16 protein-coding genes are annotated in these 18025 nt (G+C 50.4%); all 16 read right to left on the reverse strand.

From position 1 onward, the window contains the following. Positions 1-122: 122 nt before the first annotated feature. A complete protein-coding gene (locus AC0YOA_RS13820) occupies positions 123-1580 on the reverse strand; it encodes a DHA2 family efflux MFS transporter permease subunit (RefSeq protein WP_475787069.1) in 1458 nt (485 codons plus the stop codon). Between the two features lie 151 nt (positions 1581-1731). Continuing rightward, on the reverse strand, positions 1732-2319 hold the full coding sequence (locus AC0YOA_RS13825; protein ID WP_475787070.1) for a TetR/AcrR family transcriptional regulator: 588 nt from the start codon (positions 2317-2319) through the stop codon (positions 1732-1734). A gap of 234 nt (positions 2320-2553) precedes the next feature. After that, complete coding sequence (locus AC0YOA_RS13830) at positions 2554-3030, reverse strand: DinB family protein (RefSeq protein WP_475770472.1); 477 nt, start codon at positions 3028-3030, stop codon at positions 2554-2556. A gap of 270 nt (positions 3031-3300) precedes the next feature. After that, on the reverse strand, positions 3301-4248 hold the full coding sequence (locus tag AC0YOA_RS13835; RefSeq protein ID WP_475787071.1) for a helix-turn-helix transcriptional regulator: 948 nt from the start codon (positions 4246-4248) through the stop codon (positions 3301-3303). A gap of 96 nt (positions 4249-4344) precedes the next feature. Next, on the reverse strand, positions 4345-5499 hold the full coding sequence (locus AC0YOA_RS13840) for a cation:proton antiporter (protein WP_475787072.1): 1155 nt from the start codon (positions 5497-5499) through the stop codon (positions 4345-4347). Positions 5500-5726: 227 nt separating this feature from the next. Then, positions 5727-5975 (reverse strand): hypothetical protein, encoded by a 249-nt coding sequence (locus tag AC0YOA_RS13845; protein ID WP_475787073.1) that lies wholly within the window; start codon positions 5973-5975, stop codon positions 5727-5729. Positions 5976-6060: 85 nt separating this feature from the next. Next, complete coding sequence (locus AC0YOA_RS13850) at positions 6061-6957, reverse strand: hypothetical protein (RefSeq protein ID WP_475787074.1); 897 nt, start codon at positions 6955-6957, stop codon at positions 6061-6063. Between the two features lie 130 nt (positions 6958-7087). Next, on the reverse strand, positions 7088-7309 hold the full coding sequence (locus AC0YOA_RS13855; RefSeq protein ID WP_475787075.1) for a hypothetical protein: 222 nt from the start codon (positions 7307-7309) through the stop codon (positions 7088-7090). Between the two features lie 177 nt (positions 7310-7486). Continuing rightward, positions 7487-8803, reverse strand: coding sequence for a deoxyguanosinetriphosphate triphosphohydrolase family protein (locus AC0YOA_RS13860; protein WP_475787076.1), 1317 nt, complete (start codon positions 8801-8803; stop codon positions 7487-7489). Between the two features lie 119 nt (positions 8804-8922). Beyond that, entirely contained in the window at positions 8923-10221 is a 1299-nt protein-coding gene (odhB, locus tag AC0YOA_RS13865; protein WP_475787077.1) for a 2-oxoglutarate dehydrogenase complex dihydrolipoyllysine-residue succinyltransferase, read from the reverse strand. After that, positions 10214-13138, reverse strand: a complete 2925-nt coding sequence (locus AC0YOA_RS13870) for a 2-oxoglutarate dehydrogenase E1 component (protein ID WP_475787078.1) — start codon at positions 13136-13138, stop codon at positions 10214-10216. Before AC0YOA_RS13870 ends, odhB begins: the two co-directional genes overlap by 8 nt. 242 nt (positions 13139-13380) lie before the next feature. After that, positions 13381-13884 (reverse strand): hypothetical protein, encoded by a 504-nt coding sequence (locus tag AC0YOA_RS13875; protein WP_475787079.1) that lies wholly within the window; start codon positions 13882-13884, stop codon positions 13381-13383. Positions 13885-14152: 268 nt separating this feature from the next. Further along, positions 14153-15244 carry a non-homologous end joining protein Ku gene (gene ku, locus AC0YOA_RS13880; RefSeq protein WP_475787080.1) on the reverse strand — a complete coding sequence of 364 codons (1092 nt, stop codon included), beginning with the start codon at positions 15242-15244 and terminating at the stop codon, positions 14153-14155. A 307-nt stretch (positions 15245-15551) separates the two neighbouring features. Further along, positions 15552-15989, reverse strand: coding sequence for a disulfide oxidoreductase (locus AC0YOA_RS13885; RefSeq protein ID WP_475787081.1), 438 nt, complete (start codon positions 15987-15989; stop codon positions 15552-15554). Further along, entirely contained in the window at positions 15989-16702 is a 714-nt protein-coding gene (locus tag AC0YOA_RS13890) for a DsbA family protein (RefSeq protein ID WP_475787082.1), read from the reverse strand. The genes AC0YOA_RS13885 and AC0YOA_RS13890 overlap by 1 nt, the downstream gene beginning before the upstream one ends. A gap of 138 nt (positions 16703-16840) precedes the next feature. Then, complete coding sequence (locus AC0YOA_RS13895; RefSeq protein ID WP_475787083.1) at positions 16841-17902, reverse strand: oxidoreductase; 1062 nt, start codon at positions 17900-17902, stop codon at positions 16841-16843. Between the last annotated feature and the right edge of the window lie 123 nt (positions 17903-18025).

Consider the following 18025-nt stretch of genomic DNA (forward strand, 5'->3'; position numbering starts at 1 on the left):
ATGTGCGGGCGGGGAGAGTGCCAAACATAGACGGCTGTAGTTGGGAAAACAAAAATAGCAGCAGATCAGGACGGTAAAAATTCCTGGTCTGCTGCTATTATTTAATAAGTTGTTTCTGCGGGTTAACCCATTTCCATCATTGGAGCCGTTGTTCCGGCACCTTCCACTTTCGGACGTTTGAGCGTAGTAGCCAGCAGCAGGCCGACTAATGCAAGCCCAGCCAGAATCAGATAGGTGTAATGAAAAGCATGTGTCGTGGCATCCGGCATTTGCTTTTCTCCTGCAGCAACATAATGAGTCGTACGGCTTACAATAATTGTCGTAAGACCTGCGACGGAGAAGGATGTCACTACTTGCTGGGCTGCGCTGGTCAGGGAAGTAACCCGGCTGACCAGCTTTTGCGGCGCGGATTGGATCAGATGCGTGTTAAGTGCAAGAAACGACAGCCCCATCCCCATTCCAATTAACGCGCGGGGAATCAGGAATGACCAGGCGCTCTCGGTCGGATCGATATTGGACACCAGATATGCGCCCAAGGTGACAAAAGCTAACCCGATAATAACGAGCGGACGCGCTCCGATGCGGTCATATAACCGCCCTCCGATCGGCATGAATATACCGGCTGCGATTGCCTGAGGAAGCGTCCATATGCCCGCATGGAAGGCACTCATCCCCATTAACAGCTGCATAAAGTAAGGCACGGTGAAAATCATTCCAAACATGACGAACTGCAGCACCCATTGAACCAGGATTCCACGGGTGAATAAGGATGAGCGGAAAACTCTGAGCTCCAGCAGAGGTTCTTTTTTTCTGGTCAATTCAATGTAGATGAACAGCAGAAGGGAAACGACCCCTACCGCTAAACCGATAATGGTTTTGGCAGACGTCCAGCTGTTGCCTCCTTCGCTCAATCCGTAGGAAAGACCTACGAAGGCCAGTGGCCCAAAAATAATCCCCAGCATATCCAGCGAGCTTGAGGATTGCTTCGGGAACTTCGGCAGCAGGATCATCGTCAGGATCAATCCAACAATTCCGACAGGTACGTTAATCAGGAATATCCATTCCCATTTTACATAATCGACGAGGTAACCGGACAGGATGGGACCCAGTGCAGGTGCAAGCAGAATCGGAATCCCCATCATCCCCATAATGGCTCCTACTTTCTCGGGAGGACTGAGCTTGTAGGTCATTGCAAATGCGATCGGTGTGACCATGCCGCCACCCAGGCCTTGCAGAATCCGGAAGAAAACCAGTTGATCCGAAGTCGTAGCGAATGCGCACAGCACGGAGCCGAGTGTGAACAAAATGAGGGAAATCATAAAGATAAGCTTCGCTCCAAAACGATCCATCATCCAGCCGGACAATGGAATTACAGCTGCCTGCGCGAGGGCATAGCCCGTTACGGTCCACTGGATGACTGCCAATGAACTGTGGAAATCCTCCACCAGTACGGGAATGGCCACATTAACCGCAGTACTGTCCAAAATAACCATAAAAATGCCAATAATTATCGCTATCAACGGTCCTACCAGCTCACGAACAGACTTCACGGGGGTAATGGCTGCTGTTTCTTCGGACATATTCAGGAAATCCTCCTCATGACGCTTCTTTGTTTTAAATACTTAATCACATTAACTGCTAGCTAATCCATATTGATCATTGCGGCATGTCCATATTCTTATCATTTCCGGTTAAGCCTATACGGACATGCCTAGGAGACTAGCATCAGTCTTATTTCATGAAGCTGTCTTCGAAATACTTGCCCAACATAACGGTCAGCGTATCGAATGCCCGGTCATAGTCAAAATCGGGGTCCACAATTCTTTGCATGCCCAATCCGTCAAAAACGGAATACATAATCGATGCCACTGCCGATGCGTCTTCCTGGGATAGATGGGTGAACGTCCCGACTATGGAGCCGATCAACATCCGCTTTGTCTGAAGCATTTCCTTTAAAATTGCCGATGTATTGCCCTCACGAAGACCGATCGCATACAGCTCGTAGCGAAGACGATACCAATTCGGATCTTTCTTCGCGTTCTTTTTGACTTCCTTCAGAATTTTCATCAGGGCATCTATAGTTAACGGCTGATCGGATAATCTCGCCAATTGATTGAAGGAATCACAGTATTTCATGGTTTCGCGGCGGAACACTTCCTCAAATAGCAGATCCTTGCTGGGAAAATAGTAATTGATCAGCCCTTGGGCAACACCGGCGCAGCGCGAAATTTCTTTGGTGGATGCCCGGTCGTAACCATTCTCCGATAACACCTTGTAGGCAGCGACTATTATTTTTTCTCGCTTATCTGGCTCTGACATAGCACTCTCCTTCGTTACATGTGATGAATTTGAATGAACGATCAAACAAATGATAACATGTATGGATGGGAAGCGCAATTTCTGTTTTCACATTTTCGGATCTGACATTCATATCTGTGACGTTATTGCAACAAAGATCTCTTGATTATATTTGGGGCACAAGATTAAATCACCAGACAAGTGAAGTAATCTTATGCCCGTCTCAATTCATTACTCAGTGAACATATGCTCTTGTTATGACTGCATATGTTGAATGACTTTTAATTGGCTGGAAATAGTCCCAAGATGGATCGCTTCATGGAAGAATGCAAAATTATAAAGCTCGCCGGCGGTTTCAAACCGGAACGGCCCCATTTCGAAAGGCGGCTTCAGCAGCTCGTCCAGTTCACCTGGAGATATCTCGGATATTCTGTGAAGCTGAACGGACAAGTGGTCAACCAGCTCCTCTTTGGATGGCGGCGACAAGGTCCAATCCGAAGGTTTGGTTCCGGAATTAAAGAGAATTTTGATGCTTTCCGGAATTTGCGATGCAGCCCCAAGACCAAGCGTAGAATAGGTGTCCATCCAATATACGATATGTCCGGCATTCCATCTGATGGTGTTGTTGAACCCTTCCGGTTGGACATCGAACAGCTCCTCGGGGATTCCCTGGACCTGCCCGATAACCAGCTGCCGCAAAATCTTGCCTGTGTGAAGAATGGACTGTGTCATGATAAAATTCCTCCCGTTCATATGATGGGTATTGATTTTTGCAGGATCATCGTAGCCCGGGATCCACTGCCAGAACCATACTTTTCACTGCCATGCGCTGCCAAATTCACTGAAATTCAAGGATTTTCAAGTGAAAAACGCAAATTTACACCATTTTATGGACAATTTATTTATGTATATCCAATTCCCTCATGCCTGAGAAAAACAAACAAGACCCCTTGATTTACAAGAGGCCTTGAAGGTGATTTACAGTATATTGGGCATGCAGCGCTATCTGTATTTCGCCATAATTTCGGAGAGCTGCTCTTTCATGACATCAATCAGCTCGGGCGGATTCTCGACCGTGGCCGCAGTTCCCAGACCGATAAAGAACCTTGCAAAAAAAGAAAGGTCATTCTTGGAAATAGGGTCGTCCAGCCATCCCGTTCCATCCTCACGGATATGCAGCTCGATATGCCTGCCTAATTCCGTTTCGCATCTCTGAACCCCCTCCTTGTTCAGCTCCACATGAAGACGGGTCGGCATCGGTTCCTGCTGAATGTACGACATCCAATTACCAAGATGGACATGCCGCAGATCAAGCGGATTAACCACGGTGGGATCATAGTCGGCGGAATGAATCCGGTCGCATCGGAATAACCGGATTTCGCCGCGAAGGAAACAATAAGCCGGGCAGTACCAGAAGCCATTGCTGGCATATACGCCTACCGGCTGGATTGCGCGGCATGACTCCCCTTCCCGCGAATCATACTCGATGCGAAGGACTTTCTGCCGGATGGCTCCATCCAGCAAAGTCAACAAATGCGGGGACTCCAGCCGCCTCGTCGGGGTAACAAAATCGATCCGGTTCTTCATCTGGTCTATACGATCCCTCACATCCCCGGACATATACAAATAAAACTTGTTCAGAGCGGAAGAGGATTCCGTCTCGAATGGCGTGTATAAATAGTGACGCAGGGCGTGACTGGCAAAAAAGATAGCTACAGCCTCCTCTTCGGTAAACGCGATCGGAGGCAAAATTCTTTCCTTCAATACCTGGTATCCACCGTGAGGTCCCACCTCGGAATACAACGGAACTCCAAGCTCGCTCAATTCCTGCAAGTCTCTCAATATGGTCCTTGTGGACACCTCAAACTCTTGAGCGAGCTCCTTGACCGTAAACTTCCGCTTCCGGTTGACGGTCATCATTAACTCCATTAGCCGTTTCGATTTGGACATGGTTATCTGCTCCAGCTCCATCATTCATATAATCATGACAATCCATGTCACTATTATAAGCCGCAATTCACGACAAAGCCAGCTCTGCTGCCAGGGTCAAAGATTAGGCGCTCTCTCACCTGCCGGGAACATCAGCTTGAGCAGCGGCGGCGTAAGCAGCGTCGTTAAAATCACCACCATTACGACGGAAGTAAAATACTCCGGCAGCAGCAGACCGGATTCCAGGCCGGCAGCAGCTATGATTAATGCCACCTCTCCCCTCGAAATCATTCCCGTGCCTATCGCAAGCGAGGAGCGCATGTTAAACCCTGTAATACGTGCACCCAATCCCCCACCCCCCAGCTTCGTCAAGGCGGCTACAACTGTAACAACAAGGATAAATATAATTTGGCCGCCAAGACCCGCAAAGGTAATATTCAAGCCAATACTAACGAAGAATACGGGGACAAACAACGTATAGGCAATCGGTTCGACCTTTGCTTCCACAGCATGCCTGAATTTGGTTTGCGAAACGGCAATTCCGGCTGCAAAAGCACCGATGATTCCTGCAATCCCCATCAGCTCGGCAAAATAGGAAAAGCCGAAGCAGATCACAAGGGCAGCGCTCATCACAGCCTCGCTGACTCGAAAAGGAGCCAGGAAACGCATCAACAGAGGAACGATAAACCATCCCGCAAATATGACGATCACAAAAAACAGGAGCTTTTTGGTGAACATAAAGGCAAGGGAGCTATCATCGGCAGTTCCGAGCACGCTCATCATGACCGCAAGCAGAACAACGACAATCACATCATCGACAACGGCAGCTCCCAGAATCGTAGTTCCTTCTCTTGAGTTCAACTGATTCATTTCCTTCAAGGTCTGGACGGAAATGCTGACAGAAGTCGCGCAAAGCAGCATACCCAGAAACAGCGAATGGGTATTCGACAATCCCATGGCGGCTGCAATGCCATATCCCCCGATAAACGGTAAAATAATGCCTCCAACTGCGACAGCAAACGATGCCTTCCAGTTCTTCTTCAATTGATCCAGATCGGTCTCAAGCCCTGCGATAAACATCAGCAGCAGCACGCCGATTTCAGAAAAATGAGAAATAAATTCATCTGCATGCACCCACCCGAGGACCGCCGGCCCCAGCACAATGCCCGCAAGGAGCTTGCCCAATACAGCAGGTTGACCCAGCCGGACCGACAGATCTCCTGCCACTTTAGTCGATAAAATAATCAACGCCAAGTACAAAATAAACTCCATTCTCGAATCACACCTCTCAAAGCTAGTCTAACCATCAAATCCGGTTTTACAAATCCAGGATTAGGACGAGAACGACAAAAAGAGAGCCTGCAAGATACAGGCTCTCATCCACAAAACACAGAAAGAGCCGTAAGTGACAGGCTCCTCCAGGTCGTTCGTATTCAATTAGCTTTCTACATTGTACACGTTCATATTGACAGCCGCAACTTCTTTTTAACGGAACGCCATTAAAAACCGCTCTTATATTTACGTTGACTGGATGAGCTGTTTTTGGTTTTGTCCTTGTCCTTCTCATCCTGCTGCTCGATATTCAGGTCTTCGAGGGGAATCGGATCCACATTGCGCTCGCTCTGAAAACGGTCAAACAAGCTTTTCTTCTCCGTTGGGAACTGCTCCGGATTATCCCGGCCCGGCTGATTGTTATGCTTGAGCTTCTGTTCTTCAATCGCTTTTTTGTCTGCTTCTGCGTTTTCCATTGCCTCTCACCTCTTTTAGGGTATATATTCCTTTACCTTAAACGGAGGTGATCCAAACCCGAATATATTTAATGGGATTAAACAACTACTCGTTCAACCGCTGCCGCATCATATCGGCCAGCTCCTCGGTGTTATCCCAGACGAAAGGCTGAAAATGATTGAACATCCCTGCCGGCAGGTTCACAGCATCCCTGCTCTGTACGGTCCAAATTACCGGGATTTGCAAGCCCAGCGCCAATCCGGCTGCGAAATACACCTCTGGCGACTGGCCCGTCAGATCGGCCACAACCAGCTTGCTCTCCGTAATGTTCCTGACATGATAATCGGAGGATTCGCTATCCTGGGCATCGTCGCCAAGCAGCGGCGAATACCCGCATTCTTCAATCCGGGGAAATACCTGTTCCGCCCAATCCGCCCGGTTCACAGTATCATGATCCAGGTATACGAGACAGGACTTTAATCGTTTCCCGCCCGATAATGCTTCCGCCTTGCTCCACCCTTCCGCTGTCAGCTTGAAGGTCGTCCCGATCCGCTCAATCAGCAGCTCATCCTTCAATCTTTCGATGATGTACACGAGCTCCTGCAAATTGAGCGAATACGTTAAATTGTAGCTGTCCGACAGCCGGTGGATGACAACCGGCTGCAGAGGGCTTTCGGAATGCCTGTACAGGTACTGCAGCAGGCGATCTGCCTTATCTTCTATCGTTACCGGGATCAGCGGTGATTGTTCGATTTTTTCCAAATCCTCAAAAGACAAGGCAACCGCCTCGCCCACATCTGTGGTTTCCCGTATGTAAGCGGACATAATCGGGAACATCTGGCGCTTGACCGCATAGGACAGCGCATGAAATTGCTCGTAGCTGTCTTTAGAAAGGCTATAGGAATCGCCTGGTGCGCATGAGCAGTTGGCAAAGCGTTCATATTCGCCGATGAACTGCACATGAACAATTTGATCGCAAAATAAACAACGTTTCATATCCATGGTCATAAACCACCCCTTCCATTTACCTTTCGCACAGTGTAACGGAAAAATGGGGGTTTGGGCGATTAAGCTTTTCTCATGAAATTAGGGCGGTTCTCATTAAGTATAATTATACCAGTGATAACAGGGTCTATTTGCGCTCATCTTTGCCAGAGAATGACAGCTGCCAGTTTATTTGGTCGCCAGCGGGCGGATTACCATATTCGTAAACAACCATTTGCCCGCCTGGAATTTCCTGACCAAGCACATTCGCTTTCCAGCAATCCGCGGAATCCAGCTTCGAGGGATCATTTATAATCGCATGACGAGGCTCTGCCTTCGATTGCCCGGCGAATAATCCGGGAGCGGACATTCCTGGGCAACCTGCACATAATCCGTTAAAGCCCGCCAATATTGGGTTCGGGCGAGCTCACAGCTTTCTTCCACCGCAGCGTAATCTCCTGAGAAATCCACATGTACCGCTTCTGCAGATTCCTTTTGCCTCCATGCATCGTAATGCAGCAGCTCCTCGCTTCAAATTGAGGTCCAATTAATCCATTTCATAAATCGATCCGGAGCGGCTGGCAAAAAACTCGGCATAGACCTTCTCGGCGTAGGCATCGGTCATTCCGGAAATATAGTCGGCGACCATTCGCTCCCATGACCATTTCCCTTTCTGCTGCTGATAGCTTTCCAGCCAATCCGGGGGCATGATGAGCCGCCCGGTTTCCTCGATTTTGAAGCTGTCCCATAAGCGTTTAATCATGATCTCACTTCGTTTATGGAGACGCTGGACACGAAAATCCTTGATCAAGGTAACCCAGGCCAGTTTCTTGAGTATTTCCATTGTGCGCAACAGCTCCAAATCCTTCTCGCCCTCGCGTACAAACGTAACGCGTTTCCAGCCTGTGGCAGGATCGTCGATAATCCCGACCTGATTGGCAAACCTCCTCACCCAGCGGGCTTTCATCTCCCGTCTTGTACGGGAAGGCTCGCGGTTGCATTCAATATATATCGTCTCCCACTGCTGGACATATTGGCTGAGCACCTGCTTCACCATCTTTTTCATATCGACCTGTTCCCAGCTCATAACCCCGTTCCCGGGATCGTCCACGATCTCTGCGATGACATGCTCGATCAGCCAATCGTCCTCGAACAAGTGGCGGTTCATCTGGATTTTCCCTGCACGGATGCCATCCTCGATATCATGGGTGGAATAGGCAATATCATCGCATAAATCCATCAGCTGCGCTTCCAGAGTCGCTTCTCCTTCGGGCATTCCCCACATCTGCCTGAGATAACGAATCCCTTCCCATTCCATACTGTAAACGCCTTTGAGCCGCCCGGGATCATCGAGACTGAACGGATATTTATTGGTAGCCAGCAGTACAGCCGCCGTCAGATCCAGGCCGCTCTCGCTTCCCGCACGCTTCTCCAGAAACATCAAAATCCGGAAATTCTGCGCATTTCCTTCATAGCTTAAGCCGCATTCCTTTGTAAGAAGCAAATTCAGCACTTCTTCTCCCTTATGACCGAATGGTGGATGCCCCAGATCATGCGCCAGCGCTGCGCATTCCACCACCTCGGGATCCAGCATTAACCCCGGATGCTCCCTCTTGGCGATCCAGGAATAGCTTTTTCCCAGCCGCCTTGCCACTTCACGGGCTATTTGTGATACCTCCAGCGAATGCGTCAGGCGAGTACGGTAATAATCTCCCGATCCTGCACCGAATACCTGCGATTTTCCCTGCAATCTTCGAAAAGCAGGCGACTGGATCAGCCTGGCGTAATCCTTCTCATACTCATCCCGATCTTCATTGGAATGGATATTCTCAGAATCGTTCAGTCTCAATTTGCGTACGTTCATATCCATCCCCCCAATACTCCTTGCCGATCTTGATAATTTATGATAATAAACCTTACATAGTCAAACAAGCCGACACCGGCGGTCCGGATATCGGCTTATTTGGGCTGAAGCAACGGATATTAGCCTTCCAACAGAAGGGATTCCGGATCCTCAAGCAGCTGCTTGAGCGTCACCAGGAAGCGCACCGCTTCCGAACCGTCCACGATACGATGGTCGTAGGAGAGCGCAACATACATCATAGGGCGATTGACTGTACGTTCTTCGTCGAGCGCGATTGGACGAAGCTGGATTTTGTGCATGCCCAGAATACCAACCTGAGGCGCATTCAGGATCGGTGTCGAGAGCAGGGAACCGAACACACCGCCATTGGTGATGGTGAAGGTTCCGCCCTGCAGATCATTCAGCGCGAGGCTGTTGGAGCGGGCTTTCTCAGCCAGGCTTCCGATTTGTTTCTCGATTTGAGCAAAGCTCAGCGTATCCGCCTGACGCACAACAGGAACAACGAGACCTTCCTTGGCCGATACGGCAATCCCGATATCATAGTAGTTCTTAACGACAATCTCGTCGCCTTGAATTTCGGCATTCAGCAGCGGGAAAGCCTTCAATGCGCCGACAACAGCCTTGGTGAAGAAGGACATAAAGCCGAGGCCCACATCATGCTTCTTCTGAAAATCCTCTTTCCGTCTTTTGCGGATATCCAGAATGGCAGTCATATCTACTTCGTTAAAGGTCGTCAGCATAGCTGCTGTACGCTGTGCTTCTACCAGCCGGTTGGCAATCGTTACCCGGCGGCGCGACATTTTGCGGCGCTCTACCGGTTTGCCCGGCTCGCTTGCAGGAGCCGCTGCCGCTGCCGGCTGGGCTGCCGCAGGAGCGCTGCTTGCTGCTGCAGGCTTTTGTCCGCCGTCAGCATATGCTTTGACATCCTCTTCGCGAATGCGTCCCAGCGGATCGCTTGGCGTGATGCGGCCCAGATCAATTCCGCGCTCGCGTGCCAGCTTCCTGACCGCTGGCGAAGCATTGTAGGACGAGTTGTCTCCAGCCGATTCCTTATTGGAATCGTTCGCGGGCGCTTCCGCCTTTGGCGCAGCCGCTGCCGGAGCAGGCTCCGGTTTGGCCTCTGGCGCAGCGGGCGCTGCACTTTCCGTCTTGCCGCTATCGCCGGCAGAAGCGGCACCGCCTGCTCCAGCTCCGATAACGCCGATCGTTTCGCCAACGCTGACCGTTTCGCCTTCCTGGCGGAGAAGCTTCTCCACTACGCCGCTTTGCTCGGCGCTGATTTCCATGTTAACCTTGTCCGTTTCCAGTTCAGCCAGCACATCTCCCTGACCTACCTGGTCCCCTTCTTTAACATGCCACTTGGATATCGTACCTTCTACGATTGACTCGCCCATTTCGGGAATTTTAATATCACTCATCGCCGTTATCCTCCTTCGCGTTAACTGTTAATGTGCCCCGGTTCAAAGCAACCGAAATGATGCGCTGTTGTTCCATGTTATGAATATATTGAAATCCGCTTGCGGGACTGGAGCGTTTCGGCAGGCCGATGAAGCGGACAACCGATTTGCGCGGCGCCCGTGCACGGATACGCGGCTCGATGTAATTCCAGGCTCCCATATTTTGCGGTTCTTCCTGAACCCACATAATTTCCTTCAGGTTCGGGAAACGCGCGATAATACGTTCGACATCCCCTTTGGGGAATGGATACAGCTGCTCTACGCGTGCGATATGGAGCCAGCTCCAATCCTTAGGCTCGGCGGACTCATCGTCCTTGCCTGCCTCCAGTGCCGTTGCCAAATCAATCGAAATTTTACCGCTGCAGAGAATGAGGCGTTCCACCTTCTTGGGGCTGCCGCCAAGCTCAGGCTGCTCCAGAACAGGTTGGAAGGCGCCTTCGCTCAGCGCTTTCGGATCGGAAGCCACCAGAGAATTACGGATCAGGCTCTTAGGCGCCATAATGATCAATGGCCTTGCTTCCTCGGTATTGGTGATCGCTGCCTGACGACGCAATAAATGAAAATATTGCGCTGCTGATGTCAGGTTGGCGACGGTCCAGTTGTCTTCAGCCGCAAGGGACAGGAAACGCTCCAGCCTTGCGCTTGAATGCTCAGGCCCTTGTCCTTCATAACCGTGAGGCAGCAGCATGACAAGGCTTGAATTCTGCGACCATTTTACCCGCCCTGCTGAGAGGAACTGGTCGATAATGACCTGGGCCGCATTGGCAAAGTCGCCATACTGGGCTTCCCATATCACAAGCGTTTCAGGCGAATGGACATTGTATCCATAATCAAAGCCGAGTACCGATGCTTCGGAAAGCGGGCTGTTATACACGGCGAAGGAAGCATTCGCTTCGGGCAGTGTATGCAGCGGGCAGTGGGTCGCACCTGTTTGCGGATCATGTAGTACCAGATTGCGGTGGGCAAAGGTGGCGCGCTCGGAATCCTGTCCGCTGAGGCGAATCGGCTTGCCGTCAGCCAAAATTGTGGCAAAAGCCAGCGTCTCGGCTTGTCCCCAATCCACTTTACCGCCTTCTTCAAGCGCGTCGGCGCGGCGCATCAGAATACGCTCCAGCTTGTTGTAAACCGTGAAGCCTTCCGGCCACTTCAACAGGTTCGCATTGATCGAGCGGAGCTTGTCAAGCGGCACAGCCGTCTTGATTTCTTTGCTGCGCAGTCTGGCGCTTGCATCCAGTCTTCCCGTCTTGCCTTGTTTATCGTTTTCCTTCACTTCATCCAGGGCCGCCTGCAGGCGGTTCAGACCTTCCTGCTTGGTCTGTTCCAGCTTCTCGTCTGTGACAAGGCCTTTTCCTTTGAGCACATTCTCATAAATCGATACGACACGGGGATGATTACGCTGCTTCTGATAAAGCAGAGGTTGAGTCGTTTCCGGATCATCCGTTTCGTTATGGCCGTATCTGCGGTATCCGATCATATCGATCAGGAAATCCTTGTGGAACTTGTGGCGGTACTCGCAAGCCATACGGACGGCTGCGATGCAGGCCTCAGGATCATCTGCGCTGACATGGACAATCGGAATTTCATAACCCTTGGCCAGGTCGCTCGCGTAATGCGTCGAGCGCGAGTCGCTGCTCTCGGTTGTAAAGCCGATCCGGTTGTTCACAATAATATGAATCGTACCGCCGTTCTCGTACCCCGGCAGCTTCTTGAAGTTCAACGTTTCAGCCACGATTCCTTCTCCGGCAAAAGCGGCATCGCCATGAATCAGGACAGCGGCTGCAGCTCCGAAATCAGGCACCGGATAACCCGGCTTCGACCTGTCGTCCTGCGCAGCACGGGTAAAGCCTTCGACAACGGGGTTCACATATTCAAGATGACTTGGATTGTTCGCCAGCGAGATGCGCGTTTCTACCGTCTCTCCCGCCTTAACCGAACGGTGGGCGCCAAGATGGTATTTCACGTCTCCTGTCCAGCCGAAGCTGATGCCGATCGAGCCTTCGGATGGAATGAGGTCCTTGTTGGGCGCATGATGAAACTCGGAAAAAATCTTGCCGTACGGCTTGCCGAGCACATGAGTCAGAACATTCAGCCGCCCACGGTGGGCCATCCCCATCAAAATATGCCGGGCACCGTCATGAGCCAGCTCACGCACGATTTCGTCCAGCATGGGAACAAGCATATCATTGCCTTCAATGGAGAACCGTTTCTGTCCAACAAATGCGCGCTGCAGGAAGGTTTCGAACTGCTCGACTTCAATCAGCCGGTTCAGCAGCTCCGTCCGCTCAGTCGCAGTAATCGGCTTGCCCGCCATTCCTGTTTCCGCCTGGCGGTTAAGCCAAATGCGCTCGTTCTCCTCATGAATATGTCCGAATTCAAAACCGAACGACTGCGTGTAGGTCTCCTGCAGCTTCTGCAGAGCGTCCCAGCCGTTTTGAATCGATTCCGGCGCTTCTTCCCAAATAAGCGAGGCGGGAATCGCCGCCAGATCCTCCTTGGTCAAACGGTAGGTCTCGGGCTTCAATAAACTCGTATCTGTGCCATTCGTCAGACCCAGCGGATCATTATGCGCCGCCAGATGTCCATACGTGCGAATATTTCGAAACAGTTTCCCGGCGTCGACCACTTTCTTCAAAAACGCGGGATCTGCTGAAGTTATGGTTTGAGCTGCTGCAGCCCCGTTCTTGACAGACTGTTCCTGTGCCGCAGGAGCAGCTGCAGCCGGTGAAGGAGGTCCCCAAAGCTCGAACAGCTCCCTGTAAGATGAATCGACATCATTCGGGTTAATCAGATATTGTTCGTACATTTCCTGGATATAACCCAAATTGGGTCCGTAATAAAACTTCCATGGTGACTGATTGATTTCATGGTCCGTCCTCATTACCGCCTACCTCCGATTATGTTAGATAAATGGTTTAGACTTGCTTCTTTCCCGGTTTTTCAACGTTCACAAGCTCATCCCTACATCATTATACGCAAGTATCAGGTGGGGAACAAATCAAATTCGGTATAGGTATTAATCAAAATCTGTATAGATTCTTAAACTTGCGGCCCGTACAAAAAAAGACCCTGCTGTCGGAGCAAGGGTCCGTTATGAGATATTCTATCCAATTTCGACAATATTTATGGGATATACTGCTGAACGATTTTCACAATTTTGTTATTCTCCATCGTCAAATGGAACGGATAGCCGCCGACGTCGAACGTATCGTTGTCCGCAAAGATTGCCCGCAGCTTGTTGACATCGATCTTTTCGTTCCAGTTAATATCCATCTCATTCACATCACCGGTGCGGTTATAGATCTGCATCAGCACGATGGCATCGCCCGAAACTTCGAATGTACGCAATTTGTCGTTCTCATTCAGGATATAATAACCGTCGGGAGCTCCGTCCAGACCGGAGTCCTTGTTGTGCTCAAGGAATACTTTATTGGCTTCATCGCCTTCGAACCATTGAATGTAGTCGGCGGTGACGTATGTTTTGCCGTTAGCCTGATAGATTTGGTTGATAAAGGCTGCGTGGGTATCCGGGTTTGTCGGCACAGCGTGATAATCATTGTCACCAGCGAAGCTTATCTGCGTCAGCATCAGAAAAGCAACGACGGCAATCAGCATAATCTTACGCATATGTAACACTCCTTTGAAGACAATTTGCGAACCTGTTTCGTTTTACCTGATCCTTCATTCTATATACATGTCTTGGACATTCTATGCGTCTGCTAAACAAATGTTCTTTCATTCACCAGATACCTCCCTGTAATTCAAGCTGCTTATCTATAAGAACGATTCGGCGGGCAGGAAGGTTGCAGAAATAAATAATTTGGAATCACACGCAGCAGTTATGCTTATAGCTGGTTCCCTTTCGTTCGATGCAATAGAAGCCCGGCAAGACGAATCAGTCCGCCTTGCGTACGTTCCTGCTCCCTTTCTTTCGGGCTCGCGTCGTTTTGGAAGACTTAGCGTTATCCGTCTTGGACTTCGAAGACTCCGGAACGGCTCGGTTATCGGTTGCTGATTTGCGGCTGCTCTTCGCTCCTGATGTTCGTTTGCCTGCTTCTTTGCCAACCGACCCGGCCTTCCCATTCTTGCCCGCATTCCGTTGCCCGGTTTTCGTTATGGCTGTTCTGGATGCCGCCCTGCCCCGGTTTGATTTTCTCTTGGGAGCGGGAGATTCCTGATTCTTCGATTGTTCCCCGTCAGAATCGGTCCCTTTGACGGATTTGGGCTGCTGCAGGCTGGCCTTCAGCGCTTCCATCAGGTCGATGACATTGGCAGGCTTCTCTTCCGGCGCAACCTTCACTTCCTTGCCCTTCAGCTTGCCTTCAATCGCATCCATCACACGCCCGCGGAACACATCCTTATACTGACCGGGGTTGAAGCTGCTGCTCAGCTGCCCGATCAGCATCTTGGCCATATCGAGCTCCCGGTCGTCAATGCTGACCTTCTCGGGAAGACCGGGGATCTCGGCTGCCGGTCTGATCTCTTCTTCATAGAACATTGTAACCATTGAGAGCACATTGCCGTCGATCACACGAATCGCGGCCAGACTGCTCTTGGAGCGGATTGTCACATTGGCTATGCCGATTTTATTCGTCGCTTTCAGTGCTTCGACGAGCAGGGAATAGGCATGTTTTTCCGTCTTCTCCGGTGCAAGGTAATAGGTTTTCTGAAAATAAATCGGATCAATCTCCTCCAGATCAATAAAGTCAAGAATCTGGATTTCTCTCGATGCCTCCGAAGCCAGCTTCTCCAGCTCTTCCTTCTCGAACGTGACATAATGGCCGGGTTCATATTCGTACCCCTTCACAATATCATCCCAGCTCACATCCTCCTTGCATTTGGGACAGGTGCGATGGTACTTGATCGGCAGATTATAATCTTTATGCAGCATCCGCAGCGGAATATCGTTATCTTTGGTAGCCGTGAACATTTTGACCGGCACATTCACAAGTCCGAAGCTGATTGCGCCCTTCCAGATCGTTTGCAAGGTGAATCCCTCCTCGTTGGCCTTGCCTTGTATTGATTTATAACCGCGATGACTGATGGTCAATCCGGCATATGTTTACAGTCATGCAAAAAAATGCGATCCCGGCCTCGCCAAAATCGCATTTTGTATGTTCTCTGATGCCGCGAAACGCTTATTTGGCCCTCAGCCTACCGTGTCCAACCGCATCCGATAAAACTGACTTCGTCCCGCTGCGGGGATGGATGCCTGTTCTCGGGAAACATTATTTTAACCATAGAAAAAAGCTGCGCATTCGCGCAGCTTCTACTTGTTCGCCTAAAACGGCTGATTATTCGGTTTCTTCTAATCCGGCTCCCCTGTTTCTTCCCATAAACAAAAACACGGTAATGAGAATAAATGCGGTCAGTGCCAGAATTGGAATCGTGATGAACCCCAGCCAATTGATATAATCAGTGTTGCACGGAATGCCGCTGCTGCAAGGCAGAATATCGGCGAAGCCTGGAACCTTCTGCTCCAGGACATGGTAGATCGAGATGCAGCCCCCCAGAATGGACAAGGGCAGCGCATAACCGATGATTTTCCGGTCATTCAGATAACTGGCCCTGCCCAGCAAGTAAACAAGCGGGTACATGCATATCCGCTGCAGCCAGCACAGTTTGCACGGCTCAAATCCCATAACTTCACTGAAGTACAAGCTTCCGCCGACAGCAACCAGGGATACGACCCAAGCAAAGTATAAACTTAACGCATGTATCCTCGCCTGCATTAAGATTCACCGATTGCGCTGTCGATTGCTTTTTTGAGTGCGTCGTAATTAAATACGTCCTCGAACTTGACCCCGTTAATCAATAGCGTAGGCGTGGCAGTAACTTTAGCATCGTTCTGGGCGAATCTTGTATGCTCGGTTACTTCATCCATATAGGTCTGATTGTCAATATCCTGCCGGAGCTTGTCATAATCGACTTTAATACCCGCCGACTTGGCTAAATCCGTCAGAAAGTCCGGCGTTGCCCATATACTTTGTTCTTCCGCCTTCTGATTCTTGAATAAAGCGTCATAATATTTCCAGAACTCTTCATTGCTCTGATGGAAAACGGCTTGGGCAGCAAGTGCCGCTGTCGTGGAATCCTGATAAATGATCGTATCGTTCATGAAATAAAGCGAGGCTTTACCGGTATCGATATAATCGGTCTTTAGCAGCGGCATGATATTCTGCGAGAAATATTGGCAGGAAGGACATTTATAATCGCCGAATTCGACGATTTTGACCGGTGCCTCGGCTTTGCCGAGTATCGGCAATTGATCGTAAGCCACTTCAAGCGGTTTTGCTTTCGGTTGAAAAATAATAGCAACGGCAATCAATGCTATGACGACAACACCTGTAGTCCACATGATAATTTGCATTCGTCTTTGTTTCTTTTTCTTCTCTTGCTCTCTTTTTGCTTTGTTGGATAACTTGATTTCTGATTTGTTCTGCACAGACACCCTCCTAAAAGACACAATTAGATCTATTATAACCGATTTTCCTTAAAAATAGCTGAAAATAGAAGGGCTGGATATGAAAGAATAGTGAAATAGGAACGACTCTGGCCGCTTGTTATTACGGTGGCTGCTGGATCAGCTGCCGACCTCGATCATCCGGCCTTCCCGATGGCTTTGATAAGCCAGTTCAATCATGCGGATCGCCATTCCCGCTTCTTCGGGCTTGACCGCAAGCTCCGCCCCTTCAAGCAGATGATCGCTGATATTCTGATAGAAGTCCTGATAGGCTCCGGGCAGCGTCCGTACCCGGCCTTGCAATTCCAGCGCACCCATCACAGCATGAAGCTTGCCCCATTGCTCCTCCGGTTCGGCTCCCCAATCGGGCGATCCCGGCGTCTGACCGCCACGCAGCGCTCTCTCCTGCGGATCGACGCCATATTTGACATATGAACCCTCGGTTCCGTGAACCACGTAACGCGGACCCGGTTCTCTGATCAGCAGCGAGGAACGGAGACTCACCTTCAGACCATCCGCATAACCCAGTCCGATGTCGAAGTAATCATCGGCGATGCCGCCCTCACGTTGGATGCGGATGTCCGCGGTGATTGTGGCCGGAAGCCCGAATAAAGTAAGCGCCTGATCCATGAAATGAACACCCAGATCATAGACGGTACCGGACCCCTGCTCATCGCCATCCCGCCATCTCCCCGGATTTACAACCGGGCTGAAGCGATCCCAGCGGAATTCCGCTTCAATCACTCGGCCCAGCAGCGACTGGTCCAGAACCTGGCGGAGCGTCATAAAATCGCCATCCCAGCGCCTGTTCTGATAGACGCTGACCACGACATTCTTCTCCCGAGCCAGGGAAATCAGCTCATCCGCTTCGGAAGACGTTGTTGTAAAAGGCTTCTCGACCACGACATGCTTGCCTGCCATAATCGCTTCTTTGGCCAGTGCATAATGATTGGTGCTCGGCGTTGTAATGACCACCAGATCGATATCATCATCTGCATATAACTCCTGAACGCTTCCCACTACGGTCACCCAAGGATATTTTTCCTTGGAAGAGGCCCCATTGCGCTGCACCACTTTGGCCAAGCTCATATTCGCGACATTCGTTATGACAGGAGCGTGAAAGGTGCTGCCCGCATAGCCGAAGCCAACCAGTCCCACCTGTAAGGTTTTCTTGTTCATCATAAGCCTCCTATTTTCCAAGATAGTGAATCACTGCCCTTAATAGTTCTACATCTTCACTCGGAAATCCTTCGGCGGATTGACCAGCCGTTCCAAGGCAATAGCCTCCTCCTTGGCGGATGCCCC

The sequence above is a fragment of the Paenibacillus sp. JT22N12 genome, assembly GCF_056269365.1.

Coding starts and splice junctions, on each gene's coding strand:
- AC0YOA_RS13845 (WP_475787073.1), bottom strand. CDS start 5,975: ATGGAAAACGCAGAAGCAGACAAAAAAGCGATTGAAGAACAGAAGCTC.
- AC0YOA_RS13855 (WP_475787075.1), bottom strand. CDS start 7,309: ATGTCCGCTCCCGGATTATTCGCCGGGCAATCGAAGGCAGAGCCTCGT.
- AC0YOA_RS13870 (WP_475787078.1), bottom strand. CDS start 13,138: ATGAGGACGGACCATGAAATCAATCAGTCACCATGGAAGTTTTATTAC.
- AC0YOA_RS13875 (WP_475787079.1), bottom strand. CDS start 13,884: ATGCGTAAGATTATGCTGATTGCCGTCGTTGCTTTTCTGATGCTGACG.
- AC0YOA_RS13835 (WP_475787071.1), bottom strand. CDS start 4,248: ATGTCCAAATCGAAACGGCTAATGGAGTTAATGATGACCGTCAACCGG.
- AC0YOA_RS13840 (WP_475787072.1), bottom strand. CDS start 5,499: ATGGAGTTTATTTTGTACTTGGCGTTGATTATTTTATCGACTAAAGTG.
- AC0YOA_RS13850 (WP_475787074.1), bottom strand. CDS start 6,957: ATGGATATGAAACGTTGTTTATTTTGCGATCAAATTGTTCATGTGCAG.
- AC0YOA_RS13820 (WP_475787069.1), bottom strand. CDS start 1,580: ATGTCCGAAGAAACAGCAGCCATTACCCCCGTGAAGTCTGTTCGTGAG.
- AC0YOA_RS13860 (WP_475787076.1), bottom strand. CDS start 8,803: ATGAACGTACGCAAATTGAGACTGAACGATTCTGAGAATATCCATTCC.
- AC0YOA_RS13830 (WP_475770472.1), bottom strand. CDS start 3,030: ATGACACAGTCCATTCTTCACACAGGCAAGATTTTGCGGCAGCTGGTT.
- odhB (WP_475787077.1), bottom strand. CDS start 10,221: ATGAGTGATATTAAAATTCCCGAAATGGGCGAGTCAATCGTAGAAGGT.
- AC0YOA_RS13895 (WP_475787083.1), bottom strand. CDS start 17,902: ATGATGAACAAGAAAACCTTACAGGTGGGACTGGTTGGCTTCGGCTAT.
- AC0YOA_RS13885 (WP_475787081.1), bottom strand. CDS start 15,989: ATGCAGGCGAGGATACATGCGTTAAGTTTATACTTTGCTTGGGTCGTA.
- AC0YOA_RS13825 (WP_475787070.1), bottom strand. CDS start 2,319: ATGTCAGAGCCAGATAAGCGAGAAAAAATAATAGTCGCTGCCTACAAG.